Source organism: Sphingobacterium sp. UDSM-2020 (genome assembly GCF_016132525.1).
GTDB classification, from domain to species: domain Bacteria; phylum Bacteroidota; class Bacteroidia; order Sphingobacteriales; family Sphingobacteriaceae; genus Sphingobacterium; species Sphingobacterium anhuiense.
Genome location: NZ_CP066166.1, coordinates 3,716,924 through 3,738,811, shown reverse-complemented (window position 1 = coordinate 3,738,811; position 21,888 = coordinate 3,716,924). Strand labels below are relative to the sequence as shown.

The following is a 21,888-nucleotide window of genomic DNA, read 5'->3' as shown; positions in this document are numbered from 1 at the left end:
CGATTAAGTTTAAAACTATTTAAGTTTATTACTTGTTTAAGAAATTAAGCCTGAAGTATAGATATGATTACAACAACGAAGCGCGCTTCTCTTTCCTTTTTTATCTTGCCCCTCCTATTATTGGTTATCACTATTGCACGACCTCTTTATGCACAAGAATATATACAGGAATATCGAGATACCGTAAACAAATTTAAACCTTTAAATGAAAAATATAACACCGATACGGTCATCAGCAACACTCAGGTCACTCCTTATTCAAATAACTCTGTAAAGCAAAGTTATGTAAATAAGAGCTATCAGATTCCAAACTACCAGGATACCATCAATCACAACCCTCGGAAACACTTTGCAAGAGCGGCGACCGAATGGTTCATGTTTCAGGCATTACCAGCTTCTTTCAACTACTTCATCAGAAAAGATCCCTACTCGCACATCACATTAAACAACTGGTTCAAACATCTTAAACCAAGTGCATGGGCATGGGACGACAATGCATTTGCTACAAATCAAATTGCCCACCCTTATCACGGTCAACTGTATTTTAATGCATTCAGATCCAACAACTATAGCTTTCTTCAATCCTCCCTTGCCACTTTAGCAGGAAGCTTTATCTGGGAAACTGCAGGAGAGACACAGGCCCCTTCAATCAATGATTTAGTAAACACAACCTATGGCGGCATTATATTGGGGGAAATCACACACCGTATTTCACAAAATGTACTGTCCAGACCGACCAGTTCCTTAGCCGAGCGGCAAGGAAAAGAAGTATTAGCTTTTTTCATTAATCCAGTCAACGGGCTAAATCGTTTATTGGATGGCCGTTGGGGAAGAGTCGTAAAAGGAGCTGTTATTGATTCTTCTAAAGTCAAAGCCGAGGTCGATTTTGGTTTCCGCCGTTTTGATACAAAAGACCTAGACATTATCACAAAAGGAAAAACAGATTATTTTGTTCGGTTAAGCTTGATCTATACCAATGACAACATTGAAAACAAAAAACCGTTTGATGATTTCTATGTCAATCTGGAGGTTGGCGGAGACGACAGCTCATTTGTCAACACCGTAAACGTATATGCGTCACTCTACGGAAAACGCATTATCAAAAATCTTCCGGGTAGACATCTCGGCGTCCTCTCTGCAAATTATGACTTCTATCATAATGAAGCCTTCTTCTACGGAGCACAAAGTATGAATTACAACGTCATATCAAACTTTAGTTTAGGAGGCAAGAATCGCTTAACAACAACTATAGGTGGTGGTCCTGTCATACTGGCAGCAGTTCCTGATCCCTACCTCCTCTTTGGAGAAAGCCGTAATTACAATTACGGACCAGGTGTCGATGTCCGCGGTTCAGGAGAAATCAGTGTGCTGAACAGATTTAAATTCGGAGCACAATACCATGGTGGTTATTTTGTTACCTTAAGTGGCAATGAATCCCATTATTTTTTACATACAGCATCGATTAGTGGCAGTCTACGTCTATTGAAAAACTTCTCTTTAAACATGAATTCTGGTTATTTTAGATTAGAAGGTAATTTCAAAGACTATCCTGATATCAACAAAAGCTACCCATTTGCACGTTTCTCATTGGGATACAATGTTTTATTTTAACAAAAAAACACATGAAGATCTTATACCTCATTTCTGTCCCCTTTGTCCTCATGAGCTGTACAGCATCATCCAATCAAAATAAATCTCAGGATAAGCCCGAACAGTTGCATGTGGTTGATGGTTATAATCAGAAATTGATAGATCCCCAGGGTAAAACCATTAAAGACAGATTCCTCCCCCCGGTTGGCTACGAAAGAGAAAACTACAAAAAAAATGAATTTGGTTATTTCTTACAGCAACTCCCTCTCAAACCTATTGAGTCACTTGTGACTTATTATAATGGAAGAACAAAAGATAGAAGAGACATCTACGCAAGTGTAATCGATCTGCCCATAGGAAAAAGAGACCTACATCAATGTGCAGATGCTGTCATGCGGTTGCGAGCTGACTATTTATACCAAAATAAGAAATACAAAGATATTCATTTCAATTTTCTGTCCGATGGTAAACCTCGTTATTATGAACAATTTGCCGCTGGAGATTACACCTATCCAAAATACTGGAAATACCTAGAGAATATTTTTGCTTATGCCAATACAAGCTCCCTTCACGATGAACTGACAACTGTCAAATCCATGGATGATGTCCAAATAGGTGATACCTTCGTCCAAAAAGGAAATCCGATTGGACATGCTATTATTATTGTCGATATAGCCGTAAACCCTAAAAATGGTCAGAAACTGGTTTTAATGGCTCAAAGTTATATGCCTGCACAGGAATTGCAGATTATCAATAATCCCGTTAACAAATCTTTAAGCCCTTGGTACGTCTTATCTGGTGATGTAATCAGAACACCTGAATGGAAATTCTACCCCCAAAACTTAAAAACTTGGAATTAGCACATCGTTACGTTCGCGGCAAATAGCGCTTTAGATGCGATACGACTTCACTCAACCTAATCACTTTATATACCAGTTTGATGTCTGCTCTGATTAAATAAACCGATTTCCATGCGAACATATTCAAGTTCTTTCTTGAAAAAGTGCTCTCCCTTAATATGCATTCCTAGTTTTTCATAGAAAGGAACAGCTGCTATCCGTGCATCACAAAAAAGCGAAACACCATTCCATAGCCGACAAAAGTCAACAACAGATTTGAATAGTGCAGTACCTATACCATTTCCCTGAAACTGAGGAAGAACCGCAAATTTTCGAAACTGATAGTGCCCCTCTTCTATCTTAAACACAGAGATTACCCCTATCAGCTCCCCTGCTATGGTCGCCGCAAAGTGCGTCCCGTCAAAATCCGCATCAATCATCACATCCTTTAACGAGCCTTCCGGATACAGTACTTGCTGACGTAATTTCCAAGTCCTCGTTGCAATAACCTGTTCAATATATAAGCTATCTATTTCCATACTATCCTTACTGAAGAATTTAATTCCAAAACTTCGTACATGCACATCCCCTTAAAAATTCAGATACAAGGTAGGAAATTTAAAAACCCTTTAAAAATATTGATCGCATCGTAAGCTACAAAATCCGAGTAACCTCCTTTATTTCTGATATCATAAATAAAATAATTTGCTATAAATTATCGCAACCGACATAGGTAACTAACAATATTAGTATATTTACTAAAATTAACAGCATTATGTCAGATCGTATAGTTCAAAAACTTAATATTTTAGCCGATGCCGCCAAATACGACGTAAGTTGCAGTTCGAGCGGAAGTAATCGAGCTAATAAAAATAAAGGAATCGGAAATGCCAATCAAGGCGGCATCTGTCATTCTTATACCGAAGATGGACGTTGTGTTTCCTTGTTGAAGATCTTGTTAACCAATCATTGCATTTATGATTGTGCTTACTGCGTATCACGAAAGAGCAATGATATCGAACGGGCGGCATTCACCGTACAGGAAGTCGTCGATCTGACGATCAACTTTTATCGGAGGAACTACATAGAAGGACTATTTTTAAGCTCAGGTATATTTAAAAATGCCGATTATACGATGGAAAGATTAGTGTCCATCGCTAAAAAATTACGTTTGGAACATAAATTCAATGGCTATATCCACCTAAAAACCATTCCTGGAGCAAGCGATGAGCTCGTCCATGAAGCTGGATTGTATGCCGACCGTTTGAGTATCAATCTCGAGATACCAACAAAAGAAGGACTCAAACTTTTAGCGCCCGATAAAAGCCGGGAAGATATGATCATTCCTATGCGCTATCTAAAAAATGAAATTATCAGAACAAATGAGGAAAGAAAGATCATCAAATCTACACCGACATTCGCTCCAGCAGGACAAAGTACACAAATGATTATTGGCGCTTCCGGCGAATCAGATAAACATATCATCCAAACAGCACAGCATTTTTATAAAAATTATCATTTAAAACGTGTCTACTATTCAGGCTATGTACCCATCTCCTACGACAAGCGCTTGCCCGAAATTGGCACTGCAGTTCCTATGGTACGCGAAAACAGACTGTATCAGTCCGATTGGCTCATGCGGTTCTACGGCTTCAGGGCAGACGAGATTGTCAATGACAACCATCCCTTGCTAGATCTCGATATCGATCCAAAACTCAGCTGGGCATTACGCAATCAACATGCCTTCCCTGTCGATATCAATAAAGCAGATTATCATTTTATTTTGCGGGTACCAGGTATTGGTGTACAGTCTGCTAAAAAGATCATTCTGGCTCGACGCTTCGGTCCATTACGCCTCGAAAACCTGCAAAAGCTAGGAGTAGCCACCAATCGGGCAAAGTATTTTATTACTTGTCTCGGTTTTCAACAACTCTATGCGGACAAGCCCGGATCCCATATCAAACAATATATTCTGGCACAATCCAGCAGTAAGTACATTAAAAACGACAGTCAACAATTAACCCTTTTCTAAGATGTTAAAAACACTGAACTACGATGGTACCTGGTCAGGACTAATGACATGTGTCTTTTGCTCCTTTGAGTACAAATGGCAGGTCGGCGCTATACAGCAACATGCTTCATCTAGCCAAACGGGCCTCTTTACTGCTCCAGAATTGATCAGCACAGATAATGAAAAAGCCAGACGCGTACTCCTCGGTCTTGAAAAGAAAATAGGTCTTCAGGGGATCCAAGAACTTTATTATGTCCATCTTTCAGAAATCAAAGATCGAGAACTTTTGATATTGCGAAGTATTATTTACTATTTTAGATCAGAATCCAAAGCCAATCAAAACTATGGCCATGACGATATCTTACAGATAAAAAAAATTGTTCGCTCTGTTTCCAGAGAAAGACACCGGGTAAAAGCATTTGTCAGATTTCAAAAAATGAAAGATGGTTTATATTTTGCTAATCTAGAACCTGATTTTAATGTCCTACCGCTAATTGTGAAGTTTTTCAAAGAACGCTATGCAGACCAAAAATGGCTTATCTATGATCTGAAGCGAAAATATGGTATCTACTATGATTTAATGGAAGTAACAGAAGTTAAATTCAGCGATACTTTAGCTAAAAATCAAATCGAAATTCACTTAGACGAAGAAGAATCACGCTACAGTGATCTCTGGAAAAACTACTTTGAATCAGTCAATATCAAGGAACGAAAAAACACAAAACTACATGTTCAGAGTCTACCAAAACGTTATTGGAAATATTTAAATGAAAAAAATTTGTTATAAAAATCTTATTTTTAAAAAACCAAAGGCAGAAATTAGCTGTTTATTAAATTAAAAAGAGATGACTATAAAAAACATTGAAAACGAAAAGAAGGGTCAAATAATCGCAGAAATCGATGGTAAAGAAGCTGGTTTGATGGAATATACCTGGGCTGGAGAAGACAAATTCATTATTGATCATACCGAAGTACACCCGGAATTTAACGGCAATGGTGTCGGCAAAAAGATGGTACTCGAAGCAGTTGATTATGCCCGCAAAAAAAATGCGAAGATCATGCCCCTTTGCCCTTTTGCAAAATCTGTATTTGATAAAACTGAAGCATTTCAAGATGTATTGTTTTAAAACCTGCTTTCAGGTTTCAAGACAGTTCTGGTTATAAAGTTAGAAATATAGAACTGAAAGTAATCAAATGCGAAAAGTGCCTATACCTTGATAACCGAATCTGGCAGTGTAAGAGCAAGAGCCAGAATAAAAATTCAGCGATCATAAACGATAAAGGAACAATAGTATAAAACATAAAAATGCGCTTTTGAATAAATCAAAAGCGCATTTTTTATATGATTATAGCGTTTTTAGATTAAACTACAATATTGATAATCTTCCCTTTAACAAAAATAAGCTTTTTCAATGCTTTACCGTCCATATAGCGCTGTACATCTTCATTGGCCAGAACAACTTCTTCAACAGCTTTTGCGTCTAGATCCAATGCCAACAATAAGTTCATTTTCATCTTACCGTTTATCGATACCGGATATGCAAATTCCGATTCCACTAAATAATCAGCAATAAATGTCGGATAAGTCGCATACGAGATCGATCCAGCTTCTTTACCCAATAACGACCACAGCTCTTCCGAAATATGCGGTGCATAAGGCTGAAGTACAACAACCAGCTGTTCTAAAATAGCACGTTTATTACATTTAAGATCAGTAAGCTCATTCACACAGATCATAAAAGCTGAAACCGACGTATTGAATGAAAAACGTTCAATATCATCCTCCGCCTTTTTTATAATCTTATGCAAAGCTTTATATTCCGCTTTTGTAGGTTCCGCATCCGATACATCAAAGTTACCTTCAGCATCATGGAACAAACGCCATACTTTCTTTAAGAACTTGTAAACACCTTCAATACCATTCGTATTCCAAGGTTTTGCCTGTTCCAACGGACCCAAAAACATTTCATACAAACGTAGTGTATCTGCACCATAAGCTTCGATAATATCATCAGGATTGACAACATTGAACTTTGATTTAGACATTTTCTCCACTTCCGTTCCGCAGACATATTTACCGTCTTCCAAAATAAATTCAGCAGCGGCATAATCTGGTCTCGACGCTTTAAATTTCTCCAGATTCAGCACATCGTTAACCACAATATTAACATCCACGTGTAATGGAATCGTGTTGTACTGATCTTTCAAACCATAAGAAACATACGTATCTGTTGCTTTTCCTTCATCGCCTAATAAGCGGTATACAAAATTAGAACGTCCCTGGATCATCCCTTGATTGATCAGTTTTTTGAAAGGCTCTTCCTCATTGTGGAAACCTAAATCTTTCAAAAATTTATTCCAGAAGCGTGAGTATAGCAAGTGACCTGTAGCATGCTCAGAACCACCGATATATAAATCAACAGCTTTCCAGTAATCTACCGCTTCTTTCGAAGCAAAAGCTTCTGTGTTCTGAGGATCCATATAACGGAACCAGTACCAAGAAGATCCGGCCCATCCTGGCATTGTACTCAATTCATACTCGTACTGATCTTCGTATTTCCAGTTTTCCGCACGTCCCAAAGGTGGTTCACCCGTTTCAGTAGGTAAGTATTTGTCCACCTCAGGCAATAACAAAGGAAGCTCTTCTTCCTTTATTAAGTAAGGCAATCCATTTTTGAAATAAACGGGAACCGGTTCACCCCAATAACGCTGGCGACCAAAGATCGCATCACGCATCCGGTAGTTAATTTTAGCTTTTCCTAATTGTAATTCTTCCAACTTTGCAATTACAGCTGCCACACCTTCCTGGTAGTTCAAGCCGTTCATAAAATCAGAGTTGATATATTTACCATCCTTATTTCCATCCGCTTCCTCTTCGATCTGCTGCGAGTCAGAAATCTTGACAATCGGTAGATCAAAATGCTTTGCGAACAAATAATCACGTTGATCGCCCGAAGGAACAGCCATTACAGCACCTGTACCGTAACTCGCCAATACATAATCAGCAATCCAGATCGCAACATCCTCTCCCGTAATCGGGTGTTTGGCATATGAACCTGTAAACGCACCCGACACCGTTTTTGTATCAGACATTCGGTCCAGTTCCGATTTTTTACTTGTTTTATCAATATATGCAGTAACTGCAGCCTGCTGATCAGCAGTCGTTAATTTTGAAACCAATTCATGCTCCGGAGCCAATACTACAAATGAAACACCAAATATTGTATCGACACGGGTGGTGAACACTTCAATATTCGTCTCCAACTGTGGAACTGGAAATTTCACTAATGCACCCACCGATTTACCGATCCAATTACGTTGCATCTCCACCAAAGGCTCTGGCCAGTCCACAAGTTCCAGACCACGCAACATACGGTCAGCATAGGCAGTGATACGCATCGACCATTGCATCATTTTCTTCTGCTCCACCGGATGACCGCCACGCTCAGAAAAACCATTGATCACCTCGTCATTCGCCAGCACTGTCCCTAATGCCGCGCACCAGTTCACGGTACTTTCACGCAAGTACGCAATACGGTATTTCAACAACTCACGCTGTTGTTTTTCTTCGTCAAAGGCAAGCCATTCCGCTCCTGTAAATGTTAATACATCATCATCACAAACAGCATTAATTCTCTCTGAACCAGTTTTTTCAAAACGACTAATTAAAGTATCGATTAACTCTGCTTTATCCGAATCATTGTTATACCAAGAATTGAACAGTTGCATGAAAATCCATTGCGACCACTTATAGTAAGAAGGCTCGGAAGTACGTACCTCTCTGCTCCAATCAAAAGAAAAACCAATGTTATCCAATTGTTCGCGGTAACGGTTTATATTTGCCTCAGTCGTAATCGCTGGATGTTGTCCCGTCTGAATGGCATACTGCTCTGCAGGTAAACCGAACGAATCATATCCCATAGGATGCAAAACATTAAAACCTTTTAAACGTTTATATCTTGAAAAAATATCCGAAGCGATATAACCAAGTGGATGACCGACGTGCAGTCCAGCTCCAGAAGGATAAGGAAACATGTCTAAAACATAATATTTCGGTTTTTCATGTGTATCCGCAGATTTGAATGTTTCATGATCGGCCCAAAATTTTTGCCACTTTTTTTCTAACGATTTGTGATTGTACTCCATTTTTGTATTGAGGAATTTTGTAAGACTTGCGAAATTACGATTTTAATAGCGAATTGTAAGAAAAGTTTTGTAGTTTAAACAATAAATGATAGTATTGAAAAGTTAATTACAAAGGATATAGCGAATTTTCATACTTCCGCAAGAAAGTTATTACAAGAATAATTCGAATAAATCCCCTCAAATCATTACTTTCGCAAATAAATTTTTATTGCTTATTATGTCAGAATACGAATCAAGCACGCAAAAAAGAAAGACAAAATCAGTTTACGTCTCTACTGTTATCAGTATAGCTCTAGTCCTTTTAGTGACTGGATTGCTAGGTTTATTACTTGTTCACGCAAAGAATCTATCGAAATACGTAAAAGAAAACATCGTACTCAATGTCATCGTTAACGATGGCACCAATGAAGGAGATGTACTTTCACTGCAAAAGGATCTAGAGAAAGATAAGTATGTCTTACGTACAGAATATATTAGCAAAGAACTAGCTGCAAAATCATTGAAAGAAGATTTAGGCGAAGACTTTGTACAGTACTTAGGCCACAACCCATTGCTTCCTTCTATTGACGTATACATGAAAGAAGATTACGCCAATTCGGATAGTATCAAAACCTTTATAGACAAAATATCACGCAACACCCGAATCAAAGAAGTGGTTTACCAAGAATCACTTATCGATATGGTCAATAAAAATGTACGCATTATCAGTATTGTAGTATTGGCGTTTGCCGCGATTTTATTAGTGATTGCAGTAGCCCTCATCAACAATACCATCCGTCTGGCGATCTATTCACAGCGGTTCCTGATCAAAAGCATGCAATTAATAGGAGCAACCAAAAACTTCATCCGTAAACCATTCATCACCTACGGTATTATTCATGGACTATTGGGCTCGCTTATCGCCATCCTATTATTAATATTCACACTGAAGTTTGCACAGCAGCAGATTCCAGAACTGGTATTTTTAAGAAACTGGTACGAATTTGCCGCGATCTTTATCGTGGTCATCGCAATCGGAATTCTAATTTCTGGCTTAAGTACATACTTTGCCGTAACCAAATATTTAAAAGCAAAATCTAACGATTTATACAGTTAAAAATGGCTCAAATCAAAAAATCTGAAACGACAAACAAAGGTGCTTTTGTTTTCGGAAAATTGAATTATCAATTATTTATTGTTAGTATCATTATCGTTATCATCGGTTTCCTGCTTATGAGCGGTAACACAGATATCTATAGTTTTACTAAAATCACGTTAGCTCCCATCGTCATAGTACTTGGTTTTGCATTGGGTTTTGTAGCCATTCTTTACAAACCAAAATCTAAATAAAAGTAGAATTACACTATGTCCTTATTTGAAGCCATCCTTCTAGCGATTGTAGAAGGATTAACTGAGTATCTTCCGATTTCATCTACAGCCCATATGGGCTTTACTGCAGCCTTAATGGGTATGCAGGAAAGTGAATACCTCAAAATGTTCCAGGTGTCTATCCAATTTGGCGCCATCCTGTCCATCGTAGTTCTCTACTGGAAGAAATTTTTCGACATCAAAAATATCCAGCTGTATTACAAACTAGCTATTGCTGTTATTCCGGCACTGGTTTTAGGAAAACTACTGGATGATAAAATCGAAGCCGTATTAGGCAATCAAATCGCTATTTCAACCGTCTTGGTATTAGGTGGTGTTGTCCTGCTATTTGTTGACAAATGGTTCAAGAATCCAACCATCTTGGATGAAAAACAGATTCCGATTAAGAAAGCATTAATTATAGGTTTTTGGCAATGTTTAGCCATGATGCCAGGTACTTCCCGTTCAGCAGCATCTATTATCGGTGGTTTGACGCAAGGATTAGACCGTAGAGCAGCAGCAGAATTTTCATTCTTCTTAGCAGTTCCGACTATGCTTGCTGTAACAGTTTACTCCGTATTTGTAAAAACATGGGGCGAAGGAACAGCACATGCGCAGAAAGGTTATGAGATGATATTTGCCAGCAATGAAAATATCATCGTCTTTATTGTCGGCAATGTTGTCGCATTTATAGTCGCTATGATCGCAGTTAAATCATTTATTACCGTCTTAACGAAATACGGGTTTAAATTCTGGGGATGGTACCGCATTATTATTGGTATTGCTTTATTAGTATTCTTCTGGAATAACTAATACTTTGACGCTACGCTTACTTTTACCCGCTATGGTGAAAAATAATATGAGTACCTTTGCAAAAAAATACAAAATCAGCTTGACTTTGTTTTACTAAAATCTTCTTTTAACGAGATTCAGCAAATAAAACAAAATCAATGATCTAGTGCAATTGAACTAATGAATGGAAAATAACGAGAAAGATCAAATAGAAAAGGTATTTTCATTTGCCGAAGGACAAATGTTACTGATAGATAAGCCAATGACCTGGACTAGCTTTGATGTGGTGGGGAAAATTCGTAACTCCATTAAACCATTAAAGATAAAAGTAGGCCATGCAGGTACATTAGACCCGCTAGCTACCGGTTTACTAATTGTATGTACAGGTAAATTCACAAAAAAAATAGACAGCTATCAAGCTGAAGATAAAGAATACACAGGAACCATCACCTTAGGTGGTACTACCCCTTCTTACGACCTGGAAACAGAAGTTGATGAAACCTTTCCGATCGATCATATTTCGGAACAGATGATCCACGATACAGCGAAAACCTTCGAAGGAGATATCGACCAATATCCACCAGCACATTCAGCAATCAAGATAAACGGAGAACGTATTTATGAAAAGGCTCGCCGTGGCGAAACAGTCGAGTTAAAAACACGTAAAGTCTCCATTAACAGCTTTATCATCGAAAAAATAGAAATGCCGGTCATTCATTTCAGAGTATCATGCAGCAAAGGAACATATATTCGTTCCCTGGCGTACGATTTCGGAAAAGCGCTTAGCAGTGGTGCACATTTAAGTTCACTAAGAAGAACGAAAAGTGGCGATTACCAAGTTGAAAATGCTTGGAACCTAGAAGAATTAATTCAAAAAATAAAGGCTCACAAAGAAATTAGTATCACAGAACCTCAATTATAACGATTGATTTCTATTGATTAATTTCTCGAAAAATATTTCATTAAATGAAAATTTATAGAAGTTTAGATGATTTTAAAGCATTGGAAAATGCAGTTGTTACCATCGGTACATTTGATGGTGTCCATATCGGTCATCAAAAAATATTAACTCATCTAAAAGAATGCGCTAAAAAAATTAACGGTGAGACCGTATTGTTAACCTTCTACCCTCACCCTAGATTAATTATCAATCCGGATGATGACAGTTTACGTCTTATCAATGATATAGAAGAAAAAGTGAGCCGACTATCTGAATTGGATATCGACCATTTAATCATCACACCGTTTTCACGCGATTTCTCAAACCAGACACCTGAAGAATACATCAGCAATGTACTGGTCGGAAAACTCGGCACAAAGAAAATAGTGATCGGATACGATCATCATTTCGGGAAAGATAGAAGTGGAAGCTTAAAAGATCTGCAACAGTACGCTGATATTTTTGACTACTCGGTGGAACAGATTCCCGAACAGGACATCAACGACGTTGCAGTATCGTCAACACGTATACGCCTTGCACTGATTACCGGTGATATCAAGACCGCAAACCTTTACTTGGGCTATCCGTTTGAATTAACAGGAACAGTGATCCGCGGGGACCAAATCGGCCGTACAATCGGTTTTCCGACTGCCAACCTGCAGGTGCACGAACAGCACAAATTAATTCCTGCATACGGTATCTATGCTGTTGAAGTTCATATTTTCGATCATTTACAAAATATTACCACAGGCGAATACGTAGAAATACAGCCAATCAAAATTGCTAAAGGAATGGGCTACATTGGTACCCGACCAACAGTCGATGGAATGAACAGAAGCATTGAAATAAGCTTATTTGATTTCAATGATGATATATATGGGAAGACATTACGCGTAAAATTCCTGCATTTCATCCGTCATGACGAACGTTTTGACTCCTTACAGGAAATGAAAGATCAGATCCAGGAAGATGAAAAACAGATCCGAGCATTACTTTTTTAAAAAGTTACTTAAATAATAAGTGAGATGGCTAGAACACTCAGAAATTAAAAAAATTCTAGCCCTCTTAACTAAAATAATAGAAAAGCCCTTACAGGAATCTGTAAGGGCTTTCTATTTTAATCTCGATCTTTCCTATACAAATAAGAACTACCAGATCACAATTCTATCCGTTTTAGGGACAAATAATTTATCACCTTCCTTCGTACCGAATGCGTCATGAAAACCATCTAAATTGATGATCGGCGCAAAAGCACGATATTGAGCTGGCGAATGCGGATCTGTCTTCACTTGGTTCACAACAAACTCATCCGTTGTTTTAGTTCTCCAGATCGTAGCCCACGATAAAAAGAAACGTTGTTCTTGTGTATATCCATCAATCAGACCTGGGTTACCTTTATCTTTCAGGTACATTTTCAAGGCATCGAAAGCAACAGAAGAACCACCTAAGTCACCTATATTTTCACCTAAAGTAAAACGGCCATTCACCTTCACACCCGGTACCGGTTCATAAGCTTCAAACTGTTTTACCAATGCATCAGCAGAAGCTTCAAACTTCGTCTTATCCTCTTCGGTCCACCAGTTGTTCAAATTACCGTTTCCATCATATTTAGCTCCTTGATCATCAAAACCATGAGACAGCTCATGACCGATAACCGCACCGATACCACCGAAGTTAACTGCTGCATCTGCCTTATAATCATAGAATGGAGGCTGTAAGATCGCTGCAGGGAATACAATTTCATTAAACAAAGGACTGTAATAAGCATTGACAGTTTGTGGTGTCATACCCCATTCCGATTTGTCAACAGGTTTACCTTGCTTATCCAAATTCTTTGCAAAAGCCCATTTACGCTCGCTCAGGATATTATCAAATAAAGAAGTACCCACATTTAACGTAGTGTAATCTTTCCATTTATCTGGGTAACCGATCTTCACATTAAATTTCGAAAGTTTCTCTAAAGCCTTTACTTTCGTATCGGCCGACATCCACTTCAGATCATTGATATGCTGCTGGAAAGATTTGATCAGGTAACCGACCAATTCCTCTGCCTGCTCTTTTGCTTGTGGCGGGAAATTCTCTTTCACGTAAAGTTTACCCAAAAGCTCACCTGCCACACTGTTGACAAATTCAACTCCTCTTTTTTCCAACGCACGTTGTTCTTTTTGACCCTTCAATTTTTTACCCCAAAAATCAAAATTAAGTTGATCCAGATCCGCTGTTAAATATGCCGCAGCATCATTCATCACGTTAAATTTCAAGACCTCCTTAATCGCTTCTAGGTTTTCAGGCTTCAATACCTTGTCTAGGTTCTGATAATAAGCCAGTTCTGAAACAATCACTGTATCCGCCTTAAAACCCGTATCTTTCAAATATTTGGCAATATCAATGTTTTTGACCATTTTCTTCAGATCAGCAACAGCAACCGGATTATAACGCTTTTCAGCATCACGGGACTGCTCCACTGTTTTCAGATTTTTAGCCAATTCTTTTTCAAAAGCAACAATTTTCGGACCCTTTAAGTCACGCGTACGCTGACCGACTTTACTATAAAGCGCCGAGATAAAATTAGAATAATCACCTAAAGTTTCCGTATTCTTAGCATCTACAACCTGGTAGTAAGAACGCCCCAGACCTAAACTTGCAGCACCTAAATAAACCGTATTGACGTTACTATTTTTTAAGTGTGCATAGACATAAGCACCGAAAAAAGGATTGCCACCGATTGGCGTCACCTCAACCAGATAATTGTACAGACCGTTAAAATCCTTGATCGCATCGATTTTATCCAGATAAGGTTTAATTGGAGTTACGCCCAATTGGTTACGTTTATCAAAATCAATATAAGAGCGATATAAATCACCGATCTTTTGACCGTCAGAACCTTTTGCAAAAGTGGTACTTAAAGATTCTTTCAAGATCTTCAACGTCGCAATGTCTGTGTTTTCACGAAGCTCGTCAAAAGATCCCCATCGCGCTTTATCCGAAGGTATCGACACTGTCTTCATCCATTGACCATTTACAAAATTGTAAAAGTCATCCTGAGGACGAACACTCTTATCCATAAAGGCTGTATTGATTGCCGGCTGCTGCTGTGCAAAGAGCATTCCTCCGCACATCAGTAAAGCGGCAAGAACTGAATGTTTTTTCATATTACCGTTTATTTGTTTTAATTTGATGACAAACTTAATAAAAGTTAGTATTATGTTTACAAGGTCGAACATTTAATTTCAGTATGCAAATCGAAATAGCTGGAAAAAACTATCAAATCATTACAACTGATTCCAAAGAAATCCGCTTGGAGCAACATCCGAGCCTTGCGCGCATTTTTGCTCCCGTCGACTTTGAAATCAGCACCTTAGAACAGTTTATTAAAAATAACAAGAATAGCCAAACAGTTTCTGAAGAAGTCGAGTATCAAGAACATCCGGTTCGTCTCTTTCAACAAAACTATTTACTCAAACTCATCAAGAATAGCACCTCGAACAAAATTCTGGTTAAAAACAGAACCATTACCTTGTACTGTAAAGGGACAACTTATCAAAAACAGCTCCATGACTGGCAGAAACAATTTATACTCCAGCAGCTAGCAGATGAAATCGGCTATTGGGAAGAAAAATTAAATGTGTTGGTGGGTAAGATCAAACTTAGGGCATTACCAAAGAGTCTCTACAGCCTGCAGGCAGAACATAACATTACTTTTAGCACATCGATCACATGCTTATCGGTCTCGGAACTCCATTACCTGGCCTTTAAAGCCATTGCTTCACAGATTTTATTGGATCCGAAGATCAGAACAACATATTTTCCAGACGAACAGCAGCTCGAACATCAACTAGCTTATACACTAAAAACATGTCAACAATCACATTAAACATACCGGTTACAGATACAGCATTACAGCAAATCAAGCAAAATTTCACCTTATTGCTCGATCAGATCACAGCCGAAGACCGCAAACAGCTGCAGGAAGCGGTATTCGACAGCCTATCCGACAAAGATGGCGCACCGCAGATCGGCGATCTTAGCGTCTCGAGTTTCACTTTCAACGATATCGAAAAGAAAGGTAAATTTCGAATCAGCTTCAACATCGACCGCCAATTTTGCTGCAGTGATACGACCTCCTGCCAGTCCGATTACGTTGATTTCGATTTCTCCTATACATCTGGGAACATCGTTGCTACAGGCAATTTTATGAATTGGGATATAGACAATTAAGATGGAAATACCGAGCCGATTCAAAACAAATACCTCCTCCTTTCATCATTATTGGACCGCAGGTGCCGGAGTAGAACTGTTAAAAAAACTGCCAAAGCAGCCCGACCTTCGGGAAGCAAACAAGTTGGTGCCCTACCTCTTCACCTGCGATGAACCGGCAGACGAATTGGTCAGAACGCTCCATCAGCAAGTTGGTTTTGGCAAGGGACAGCAATTACTACGTGCGTATTTAGTTGCTCCGGAAAATGTCGATGAGCCCTATAAAGAAGCACTTGACACTTTTTTCTCCTCGATTGAGAGTTCAGCGTCCTGGTTAAACTGGGAACTGCTGGAAAGTGGCATCGCAGTAAGTCAGCGCGCAGGATTAAGCGGTCTGATCGTCTTGCGCGACTACTGCCTCATGGGTGGTTACGAATCTGCAGCAATCAATAAACCACTTATCTATACCGGTGCACTAAAAAAAGGAGCCGTGAAGCGCCTGGCAGATACAGTAGACTTTTGGGTAGACATCATGGAAAATGGAGCTTTAAAAAGCGGGCAGATCGGTTATCAAAAAGTAATGGAAACCCGCATGATCCATGCTTTCTCACGGATCAATATTCTGGCGAAGACGGATTGGGACAAAAATGAATGGGGCCTACCGCTCAATCAGTGGGACATGCTTGCCACCAACCTGGGATTTTCGCTGGTCTTTATCGTCGGGTTACAGCGCATGAAATTTCAGATCCTTCCAGAAGAAATAACAGCAGTGCTTCACCTCTGGAAATATATCGGTTACTTGTTAGGTATCCCCTTGCAACTACTCCCTGACACGGAACAACAGGCTATTGAAGCGCTTTACTACTGGACCATGACACAAAAAGAAGGCGATGCCGATTCCAGGTTATTGGCCCAGGCCCTACAGGAAGAGCCTATAGTCGCGTATTATCCGGAGTCAGCGCTGGGACGTAAAATGATGCGCGAAATTCATCTCTATTATAACCATTTTCTCCTAGGCAGCTATTCCTGTAGACTTTTAGGCCTCGACACCACCAGAATTGGTGCCATAGCCTATCTCAATGTTTTAAAAAACAAAATGCGTAATAACAAGTCCAGACTTACCCAACAACGTCAGCTTCTCATCAATAAAGGAAGAGCCGAGCAATTGGAAGTCAAGAGAATCTACTTAACCTACAATAACCGGGAGAACAACAAGCAACACTAACACTATTTCGCTAAAGCAATACCATTTGCTTTTAGCATCGTTTTAAATTTCGGACTGCGAATATAGCTATTGAATGCATGGCTTTCCATACCCGAGAAGTCTGTTTTATCAAAGCAGGTATACTGCTTCACCAGCTCATTGTACACATTATCTTTATAGCCCAGGTCGGTCGGATTAAATTTATCGGCAAAAAAACCGAAAAACTTCTTCAGCATCTTATCTGTATTATTGATTGTAATGTGCATTTTTTTCACCTGTGGACTTATCGTGCAGAAGGAGTCATTGCCTGCCTCCTGCGATTTAAAATCAGCTAATCCGATTGCCGGAGCTAGCATAATACAGGTAATCCGGTTTTTATTCTCCAAGAGTTCTTTCGCGTTTTCCACATCAACATTATGAATTTCCTTGATGTCTTTTACAAACTTCTCATTGAAATGCGGTTCCGCCAATGCACTCAGTACCACAGAAGCACCTCGACTGTGTGAAATGATATAGACATCTTTATTTGAAATCGTATTCAGCACACGCCTTAAACCAAACTCACCGGCCATCTGACTAAACGAAGTCGCGGTAAACCAGATTTTTGCCCCGGCAAAAGGATTGCTCGTCCATAGCCCGTCCCAATAAAAACGCACAATCTCATCATCCTTAGCATTGACCTTAATAAGCTTCTGGATATAACCGTAACTCTCATTTACTTCTTCATTGTTTGCATTAAAGCCGTGAACAAACACAAAAACGCGCTTCTTCGTTTTCACACGCTCTTTAAATTCCCTTAGTTTTTTCACTTCAAATCCCGTCAGCTCATCCGTGATACCTTTGTCTGCCGCGATTTTCATTAAAGAGTAAGCATCTCTTTTTCCATTACTAGGTGGGCTGCCGTACGTCTTACGCCAGTTATCAGGATAAAAATTCCCGTTTTGATCCACAAAAGAATTGGAAATATTGGGTTTATCAAATGAATTCGGCTTCTGTGAAAGAGGCACATTGTGCATAATCCCACAGGACGATATAAATACAAGTATTATTAAGTAACGTAAGTTTGAAATCATATACATTAAAAATAGCAGAAATTATTGATACAACCTCATCATTATAAAATTGTTTTACTGCCATTCAATATATAGTCGATAAATGAAAAATTTAACTCTTACTCTTCCGCGAGCACCTTGTATCTTTAATCCATCCATGTAAATCTCGGCACTATGTTTGGTAATGAAATCATTCAGAAAAGGGGCATCGATACAATCATGTACCTTTTCTCAACAGTAAAAATCTTAATGAGTCCTGTTTTATGAAGCATTTGTACATTAAAAACATTTTAATATATAGTTTTTTCGTTTCCTTTTTGTTTATTTCTTGCCAACAAGGACAATCAAAAAATGATCCGGAAGAAAAGAAAAAGGAGAAAACAAAAGATTCAATCGATGCGATTAGAAAGAAAGAAGAAGAAATTGCGAAGGCCAAACCAAAAACAGCGGCAGATATTGAAATCACCAAAGAACTCCAGTACACTAAGTATACATTAGAAGACACTTATCCATATAAAGATACAGTAAGGCAATTTCAATGGGATAAAATAAAAGAAAAACTGGCTTTTGTTGAAAATTTCCAGAACGGCAACGCTATTTATGGTGTGCTGCAAAACTATCAGAATTCAAATGGTGAGGCACCTACTATTCCACATTTCAAAAGAGATTCCTATAAACGTGTTGCTGACTCCCTAGGAACAGAACGCTACCAAGCGAGTCCCTTATATCGTGAAGGCGAAACCAAATTACCTTCCATTTATGGTAGAGATGGCTGGCTGGTTAAACTGCAGAGTAGCGACACGTTACAACGTGTCAAAGTGGAAGGTGTTTCCTTCGAAGGAACTTGGGAAGTACCGAAAAGATACCTCAAAACAATAGGCGATTCTGTCAGATTTGACAAAGTAATCGTCGTGGATGTTACAAACCAAAATATTTGTACACTGGATAAAACAGAAAAAGGATGGGCAGTAAGAAGCATGAATCCAGCCACTACAGGCCGTCACAAGCCTCCTCATGCACAGGAAACTCCTACTGGAATCTTTGTTTTACAGGAGCATAAATCCAAGATGTTTTATTTCAAAGATGGCACAAAATCTATCGAAGGTTACGCCCCATTTGCAAGCCGTTTTACGGCCGGAGCGTACGTACACGGCGTTCCTGTCAATAATCCGAACGGTAAAGTCATCGAATACAGCTGGAGCTTAGGCACCATCCCGAGGTCACATATGTGTGTCAGAAATGCGTCATCACATGCACAATTTGTTTATAAACGGTCAAAAGACTTCCAGACTTTGGTAATAGTTATTGATTAACGATAATTAAGATACTGATTAACAATTTTTTACACTTTTTAACTATCTTTAGTTCTTAAATTTGCTATCGAAAAACAAATAAGGGATAAAGTATGGAGAAATTAGTGTTCATTTTATTTATGGGTTTGTATGCAGCGTTGTTCTCAGAATCTAAAAATGTAGTACCGACAGAAATTCATAAAAAAGAAATTACAGTTAAAAAGAAAATATCAAAAGTAGATGCACTCTACGAAAGCATGAATCTCAAAGATGTAGTCAATTATAAAGCATTTAAAGAAGCGATGGAAGGCTATAGATTACTTCCCGCCAAAAACAAAGATGTATTATCAATCATTGACTTCACTTTACCATCTACCGAAAAAAGGCTTGTCGTCCTAGACCTTAAAAACGAAAAAGTCCTTTTTCATTCGCTCGTTTCACACGGTAAAAATAGCGGTAGTAATTACGCTACTTCTTTTTCAAACACGCCGGAGTCATTCCAGAGCTCATTGGGCTTTTATGTAACGGAGAATACTTATCAAGGTTCAAATGGTTACTCTTTGGTTTTAAATGGACTGGAAGAGGGCTTTAATGATAGAGCCAAATCAAGAGCTGTAGTGGTTCATGGCGCAGATTATGCAAATCCACGCATCGTAAGTTCATTGGGACGCTTAGGGCGAAGCTACGGCTGTCCTGCGCTGCCTAGAGAGTTAGCGAAGCCTATTATCAATACCATTAAAGATGGATCATTACTATTCATCTATGCCGACAACCAGGAGTATATAGCCAAATCAAAAGTGCTGAATCACCGGGATGATCTTACCGCCTACTATGAGAAAGATATGGCCGGAGATAAATTCGGAAAAATGAATTAAACATAAAAAAATCCCTCAACACTTGTTGAGGGATTTTTTTATTCCTTTTATTTCTCTTTATCCCAGAACTCCGCATTCTTAATCCCCAGTTCCTTGGCACTGAATGTTGGATTCATATCCCCTCTTTTACGCTTCACTTTATAATCCTGCCATACCTTGAGTGCTGTTTTACTCATCAGTAAGATCGCGATCAGATTGACATAAGCCATCAGCCCTACACCGATATCACCGATTGCCCAGGCAATCTCCGCTGTTTTCACAGAACCATAGTATACCGCCGCAAGAAATACAATACGCAATATCCAGGTGACCGCCGGACTTACCTTATTGGAAAAGATATACGATAAGTTTGTTTCCGCATAGTAGTAATAAGCCATAACCGTCGTAAATGCAAAGAAAAACAAAGCGATGGCCACAAATCCATTTCCGATCAATGGAAAATGATGCGATACCGCCGCCTGTGTAAAGGCCGTGTAATTGACCCCTGGTATATGCTCCGATATAAAACCGACCAGTTGACCGGCTCCATCAAATTGCCCCACATTATACTGATTGGTAAATAAAATCATAAGTCCTGTTGCTGTACAAACGAATATTGTATCCACATACACCGAAAAAGCCTGTACCAAACCCTGCTGTGCAGGATGACTAACATCCGCTGCGGCCGCAGCATGCGGTGCGGTGCCCTGTCCGGCCTCATTACTATAGATGCCACGCTTGACACCCCAGGCAATCGCCATGCCCACAACGCCGCCAAAAGTGGCATTCAGGCTAAATGCAGAACTGAAGATAAGACCAAACACATCCAGAATCTGTGTATAATTTAAAGCGATGATCACTAAAGCCATTAAAATATACGCTCCCGCCATAAACGGCACCACTAGTTCAGCCACTCGGCCAATACGCTGTACACCGCCGAAAATAATAACAGCCAACAAAACCACCACTCCAATCCCCGTATAAGCGACAGGTATTTCAAATGCATTGTGCATCGAAGATGCAATAGCATTACTTTGCACGCCGGGAAGTAAAAAGCCTGTACTTGCAATGGTTATTAAGGCAAACAGAACCGCATACCACTTCACACCCAGACATTTTTCAATATAATAGGCAGGACCACCTTTAAACTCATCTCCGACCTGCTGTTTGAACACCTGTGCCAGCGTAGACTCCACGAAAGCAGATGCAGCACCTAGGAAAGCAATCGCCCACATCCAGAAAATTGCACCCGGACCTCCCATATAGATCGCCGTGGCCACTCCGATGATATTTCCTGTGCCCACGCGGCCCGAAATTGCCAATGCAAAGGCCTGAAAAGATGATATACCCTCGTCCGACTGCTTTTTCTGAAACAGCAATCGCAGCATATCTTTAATATAGGTCAACTGCAGAAATCCAGTCCGTACAGAAAAATACAGACCCGTCAACAGACACAGATAAATAAAAACATCACTCCACACCAGCTCCGATGCGATTTTTACAAAATTTTCAAAATTATTATCTACCATAATCTAAGCTTTTACAAATAATTGGTGTACACATCCTAATAACAAGCCCTGAAAATATAAATTTTTATTCAGGATGGCACAAAAAATAGAGCAGA

Annotated in this window: 20 protein-coding genes; 15 read left to right on the top strand and 5 right to left on the bottom strand. The window is 39.2% G+C overall.

Going from position 1 to position 21,888, the window contains the following annotated elements; translation table 11 throughout:
* The first annotated feature begins 63 nt into the window (after positions 1 to 63).
* Positions 64 to 1,611, top strand: coding sequence for a DUF3943 domain-containing protein (locus JAZ75_RS15675; protein WP_132771350.1), 1,548 nt, complete (start codon positions 64 to 66; stop codon positions 1,609 to 1,611).
* Between the two features lie 11 nt (positions 1,612 to 1,622).
* Positions 1,623 to 2,450 (top strand): DUF4846 domain-containing protein, encoded by an 828-nt coding sequence (locus JAZ75_RS15670; protein WP_208696558.1) that lies wholly within the window; start codon positions 1,623 to 1,625, stop codon positions 2,448 to 2,450.
* Positions 2,451 to 2,515: 65 nt separating this feature from the next.
* Here JAZ75_RS15670 and JAZ75_RS15665 read toward each other — a convergent pair whose 3' ends face one another.
* Positions 2,516 to 2,968, bottom strand: coding sequence for a GNAT family N-acetyltransferase (locus JAZ75_RS15665; RefSeq protein WP_132841587.1), 453 nt, complete (start codon positions 2,966 to 2,968; stop codon positions 2,516 to 2,518).
* Between the two features lie 236 nt (positions 2,969 to 3,204).
* On the opposite strand from JAZ75_RS15665, the gene JAZ75_RS15660 reads away from it, so the two are divergent.
* The 3 genes from JAZ75_RS15660 to JAZ75_RS15650 are packed head-to-tail and all read left to right on the top strand — an operon-like array spanning position 3,205 to position 5,567.
* Positions 3,205 to 4,461, top strand: coding sequence for a putative DNA modification/repair radical SAM protein (locus JAZ75_RS15660; RefSeq protein WP_132771347.1), 1,257 nt, complete (start codon positions 3,205 to 3,207; stop codon positions 4,459 to 4,461).
* A gap of 1 nt (position 4,462) precedes the next feature.
* The gene (locus JAZ75_RS15655) at positions 4,463 to 5,227 is read left to right on the top strand and encodes a TIGR03915 family putative DNA repair protein (protein ID WP_132771346.1); all 765 of its coding nucleotides are present in this window, start codon (positions 4,463 to 4,465) and stop codon (positions 5,225 to 5,227) included.
* A gap of 58 nt (positions 5,228 to 5,285) precedes the next feature.
* A complete protein-coding gene (locus JAZ75_RS15650) occupies positions 5,286 to 5,567 on the top strand; it encodes a GNAT family N-acetyltransferase (protein WP_132771345.1) in 282 nt (93 codons plus the stop codon).
* Between the two features lie 235 nt (positions 5,568 to 5,802).
* Here JAZ75_RS15650 and leuS read toward each other — a convergent pair whose 3' ends face one another.
* Complete coding sequence (leuS, locus tag JAZ75_RS15645; protein WP_208696556.1) at positions 5,803 to 8,586, bottom strand: leucine--tRNA ligase; 2,784 nt, start codon at positions 8,584 to 8,586, stop codon at positions 5,803 to 5,805.
* A gap of 217 nt (positions 8,587 to 8,803) precedes the next feature.
* Between leuS and JAZ75_RS15640 the strand changes: the two genes are divergently transcribed.
* The 5 genes from JAZ75_RS15640 (at position 8,804) to JAZ75_RS15620 (ending at position 12,666) form a co-directional block, all read left to right on the top strand.
* Positions 8,804 to 9,682, top strand: a complete 879-nt coding sequence (locus tag JAZ75_RS15640; RefSeq protein WP_021191641.1) for a cell division protein FtsX — start codon at positions 8,804 to 8,806, stop codon at positions 9,680 to 9,682.
* Positions 9,683 to 9,684: 2 nt separating this feature from the next.
* Positions 9,685 to 9,915 (top strand): DUF3098 domain-containing protein, encoded by a 231-nt coding sequence (locus JAZ75_RS15635; RefSeq protein WP_021191640.1) that lies wholly within the window; start codon positions 9,685 to 9,687, stop codon positions 9,913 to 9,915.
* Between the two features lie 15 nt (positions 9,916 to 9,930).
* Positions 9,931 to 10,746 carry an undecaprenyl-diphosphate phosphatase gene (locus tag JAZ75_RS15630; protein ID WP_208696555.1) on the top strand — a complete coding sequence of 272 codons (816 nt, stop codon included), beginning with the start codon at positions 9,931 to 9,933 and terminating at the stop codon, positions 10,744 to 10,746.
* 163 nt (positions 10,747 to 10,909) lie between these two features.
* Positions 10,910 to 11,647, top strand: coding sequence for a tRNA pseudouridine(55) synthase TruB (gene truB / locus JAZ75_RS15625; RefSeq protein ID WP_208696553.1), 738 nt, complete (start codon positions 10,910 to 10,912; stop codon positions 11,645 to 11,647).
* A 44-nt stretch (positions 11,648 to 11,691) separates the two neighbouring features.
* On the top strand, positions 11,692 to 12,666 hold the full coding sequence (locus JAZ75_RS15620; protein WP_132771342.1) for a bifunctional riboflavin kinase/FAD synthetase: 975 nt from the start codon (positions 11,692 to 11,694) through the stop codon (positions 12,664 to 12,666).
* 147 nt (positions 12,667 to 12,813) lie between these two features.
* On the opposite strand, the gene JAZ75_RS15615 is transcribed toward JAZ75_RS15620, so the two are convergent.
* Positions 12,814 to 14,817 carry a M13 family metallopeptidase gene (locus JAZ75_RS15615; protein WP_208696551.1) on the bottom strand — a complete coding sequence of 668 codons (2,004 nt, stop codon included), beginning with the start codon at positions 14,815 to 14,817 and terminating at the stop codon, positions 12,814 to 12,816.
* Between the two features lie 83 nt (positions 14,818 to 14,900).
* Here JAZ75_RS15615 and JAZ75_RS15610 point away from each other — a divergent pair, with 83 nt between their 5' ends.
* Genes JAZ75_RS15610 through JAZ75_RS15600 form a run of 3 tightly spaced genes read left to right on the top strand, consistent with a single transcriptional unit; the run spans position 14,901 to position 17,087 of the window.
* On the top strand, positions 14,901 to 15,539 hold the full coding sequence (locus tag JAZ75_RS15610; protein ID WP_208696549.1) for a DUF45 domain-containing protein: 639 nt from the start codon (positions 14,901 to 14,903) through the stop codon (positions 15,537 to 15,539).
* Positions 15,521 to 15,883, top strand: a complete 363-nt coding sequence (locus JAZ75_RS15605; RefSeq protein WP_208696547.1) for a hypothetical protein — start codon at positions 15,521 to 15,523, stop codon at positions 15,881 to 15,883. The genes JAZ75_RS15610 and JAZ75_RS15605 overlap by 19 nt, the downstream gene beginning before the upstream one ends.
* Position 15,884: 1 nt before the next feature.
* Complete coding sequence (locus JAZ75_RS15600) at positions 15,885 to 17,087, top strand: oxygenase MpaB family protein (protein ID WP_208696546.1); 1,203 nt, start codon at positions 15,885 to 15,887, stop codon at positions 17,085 to 17,087.
* 2 nt (positions 17,088 to 17,089) lie between these two features.
* On the opposite strand, the gene JAZ75_RS15595 is transcribed toward JAZ75_RS15600, so the two are convergent.
* Complete coding sequence (locus JAZ75_RS15595) at positions 17,090 to 18,139, bottom strand: alpha/beta hydrolase (protein WP_132771338.1); 1,050 nt, start codon at positions 18,137 to 18,139, stop codon at positions 17,090 to 17,092.
* A 242-nt stretch (positions 18,140 to 18,381) separates the two neighbouring features.
* Between JAZ75_RS15595 and JAZ75_RS15590 the strand changes: the two genes are divergently transcribed.
* Positions 18,382 to 19,431, top strand: a complete 1,050-nt coding sequence (locus JAZ75_RS15590) for a L,D-transpeptidase (protein ID WP_132841574.1) — start codon at positions 18,382 to 18,384, stop codon at positions 19,429 to 19,431.
* Positions 19,432 to 19,523: 92 nt separating this feature from the next.
* On the top strand, positions 19,524 to 20,285 hold the full coding sequence (locus JAZ75_RS15585) for a murein L,D-transpeptidase catalytic domain family protein (RefSeq protein WP_021189035.1): 762 nt from the start codon (positions 19,524 to 19,526) through the stop codon (positions 20,283 to 20,285).
* Between the two features lie 47 nt (positions 20,286 to 20,332).
* Here JAZ75_RS15585 and JAZ75_RS15580 read toward each other — a convergent pair whose 3' ends face one another.
* Positions 20,333 to 21,793 carry an alanine/glycine:cation symporter family protein gene (locus tag JAZ75_RS15580; RefSeq protein WP_132771336.1) on the bottom strand — a complete coding sequence of 487 codons (1,461 nt, stop codon included), beginning with the start codon at positions 21,791 to 21,793 and terminating at the stop codon, positions 20,333 to 20,335.
* Positions 21,794 to 21,888: the final 95 nt, after the last annotated feature.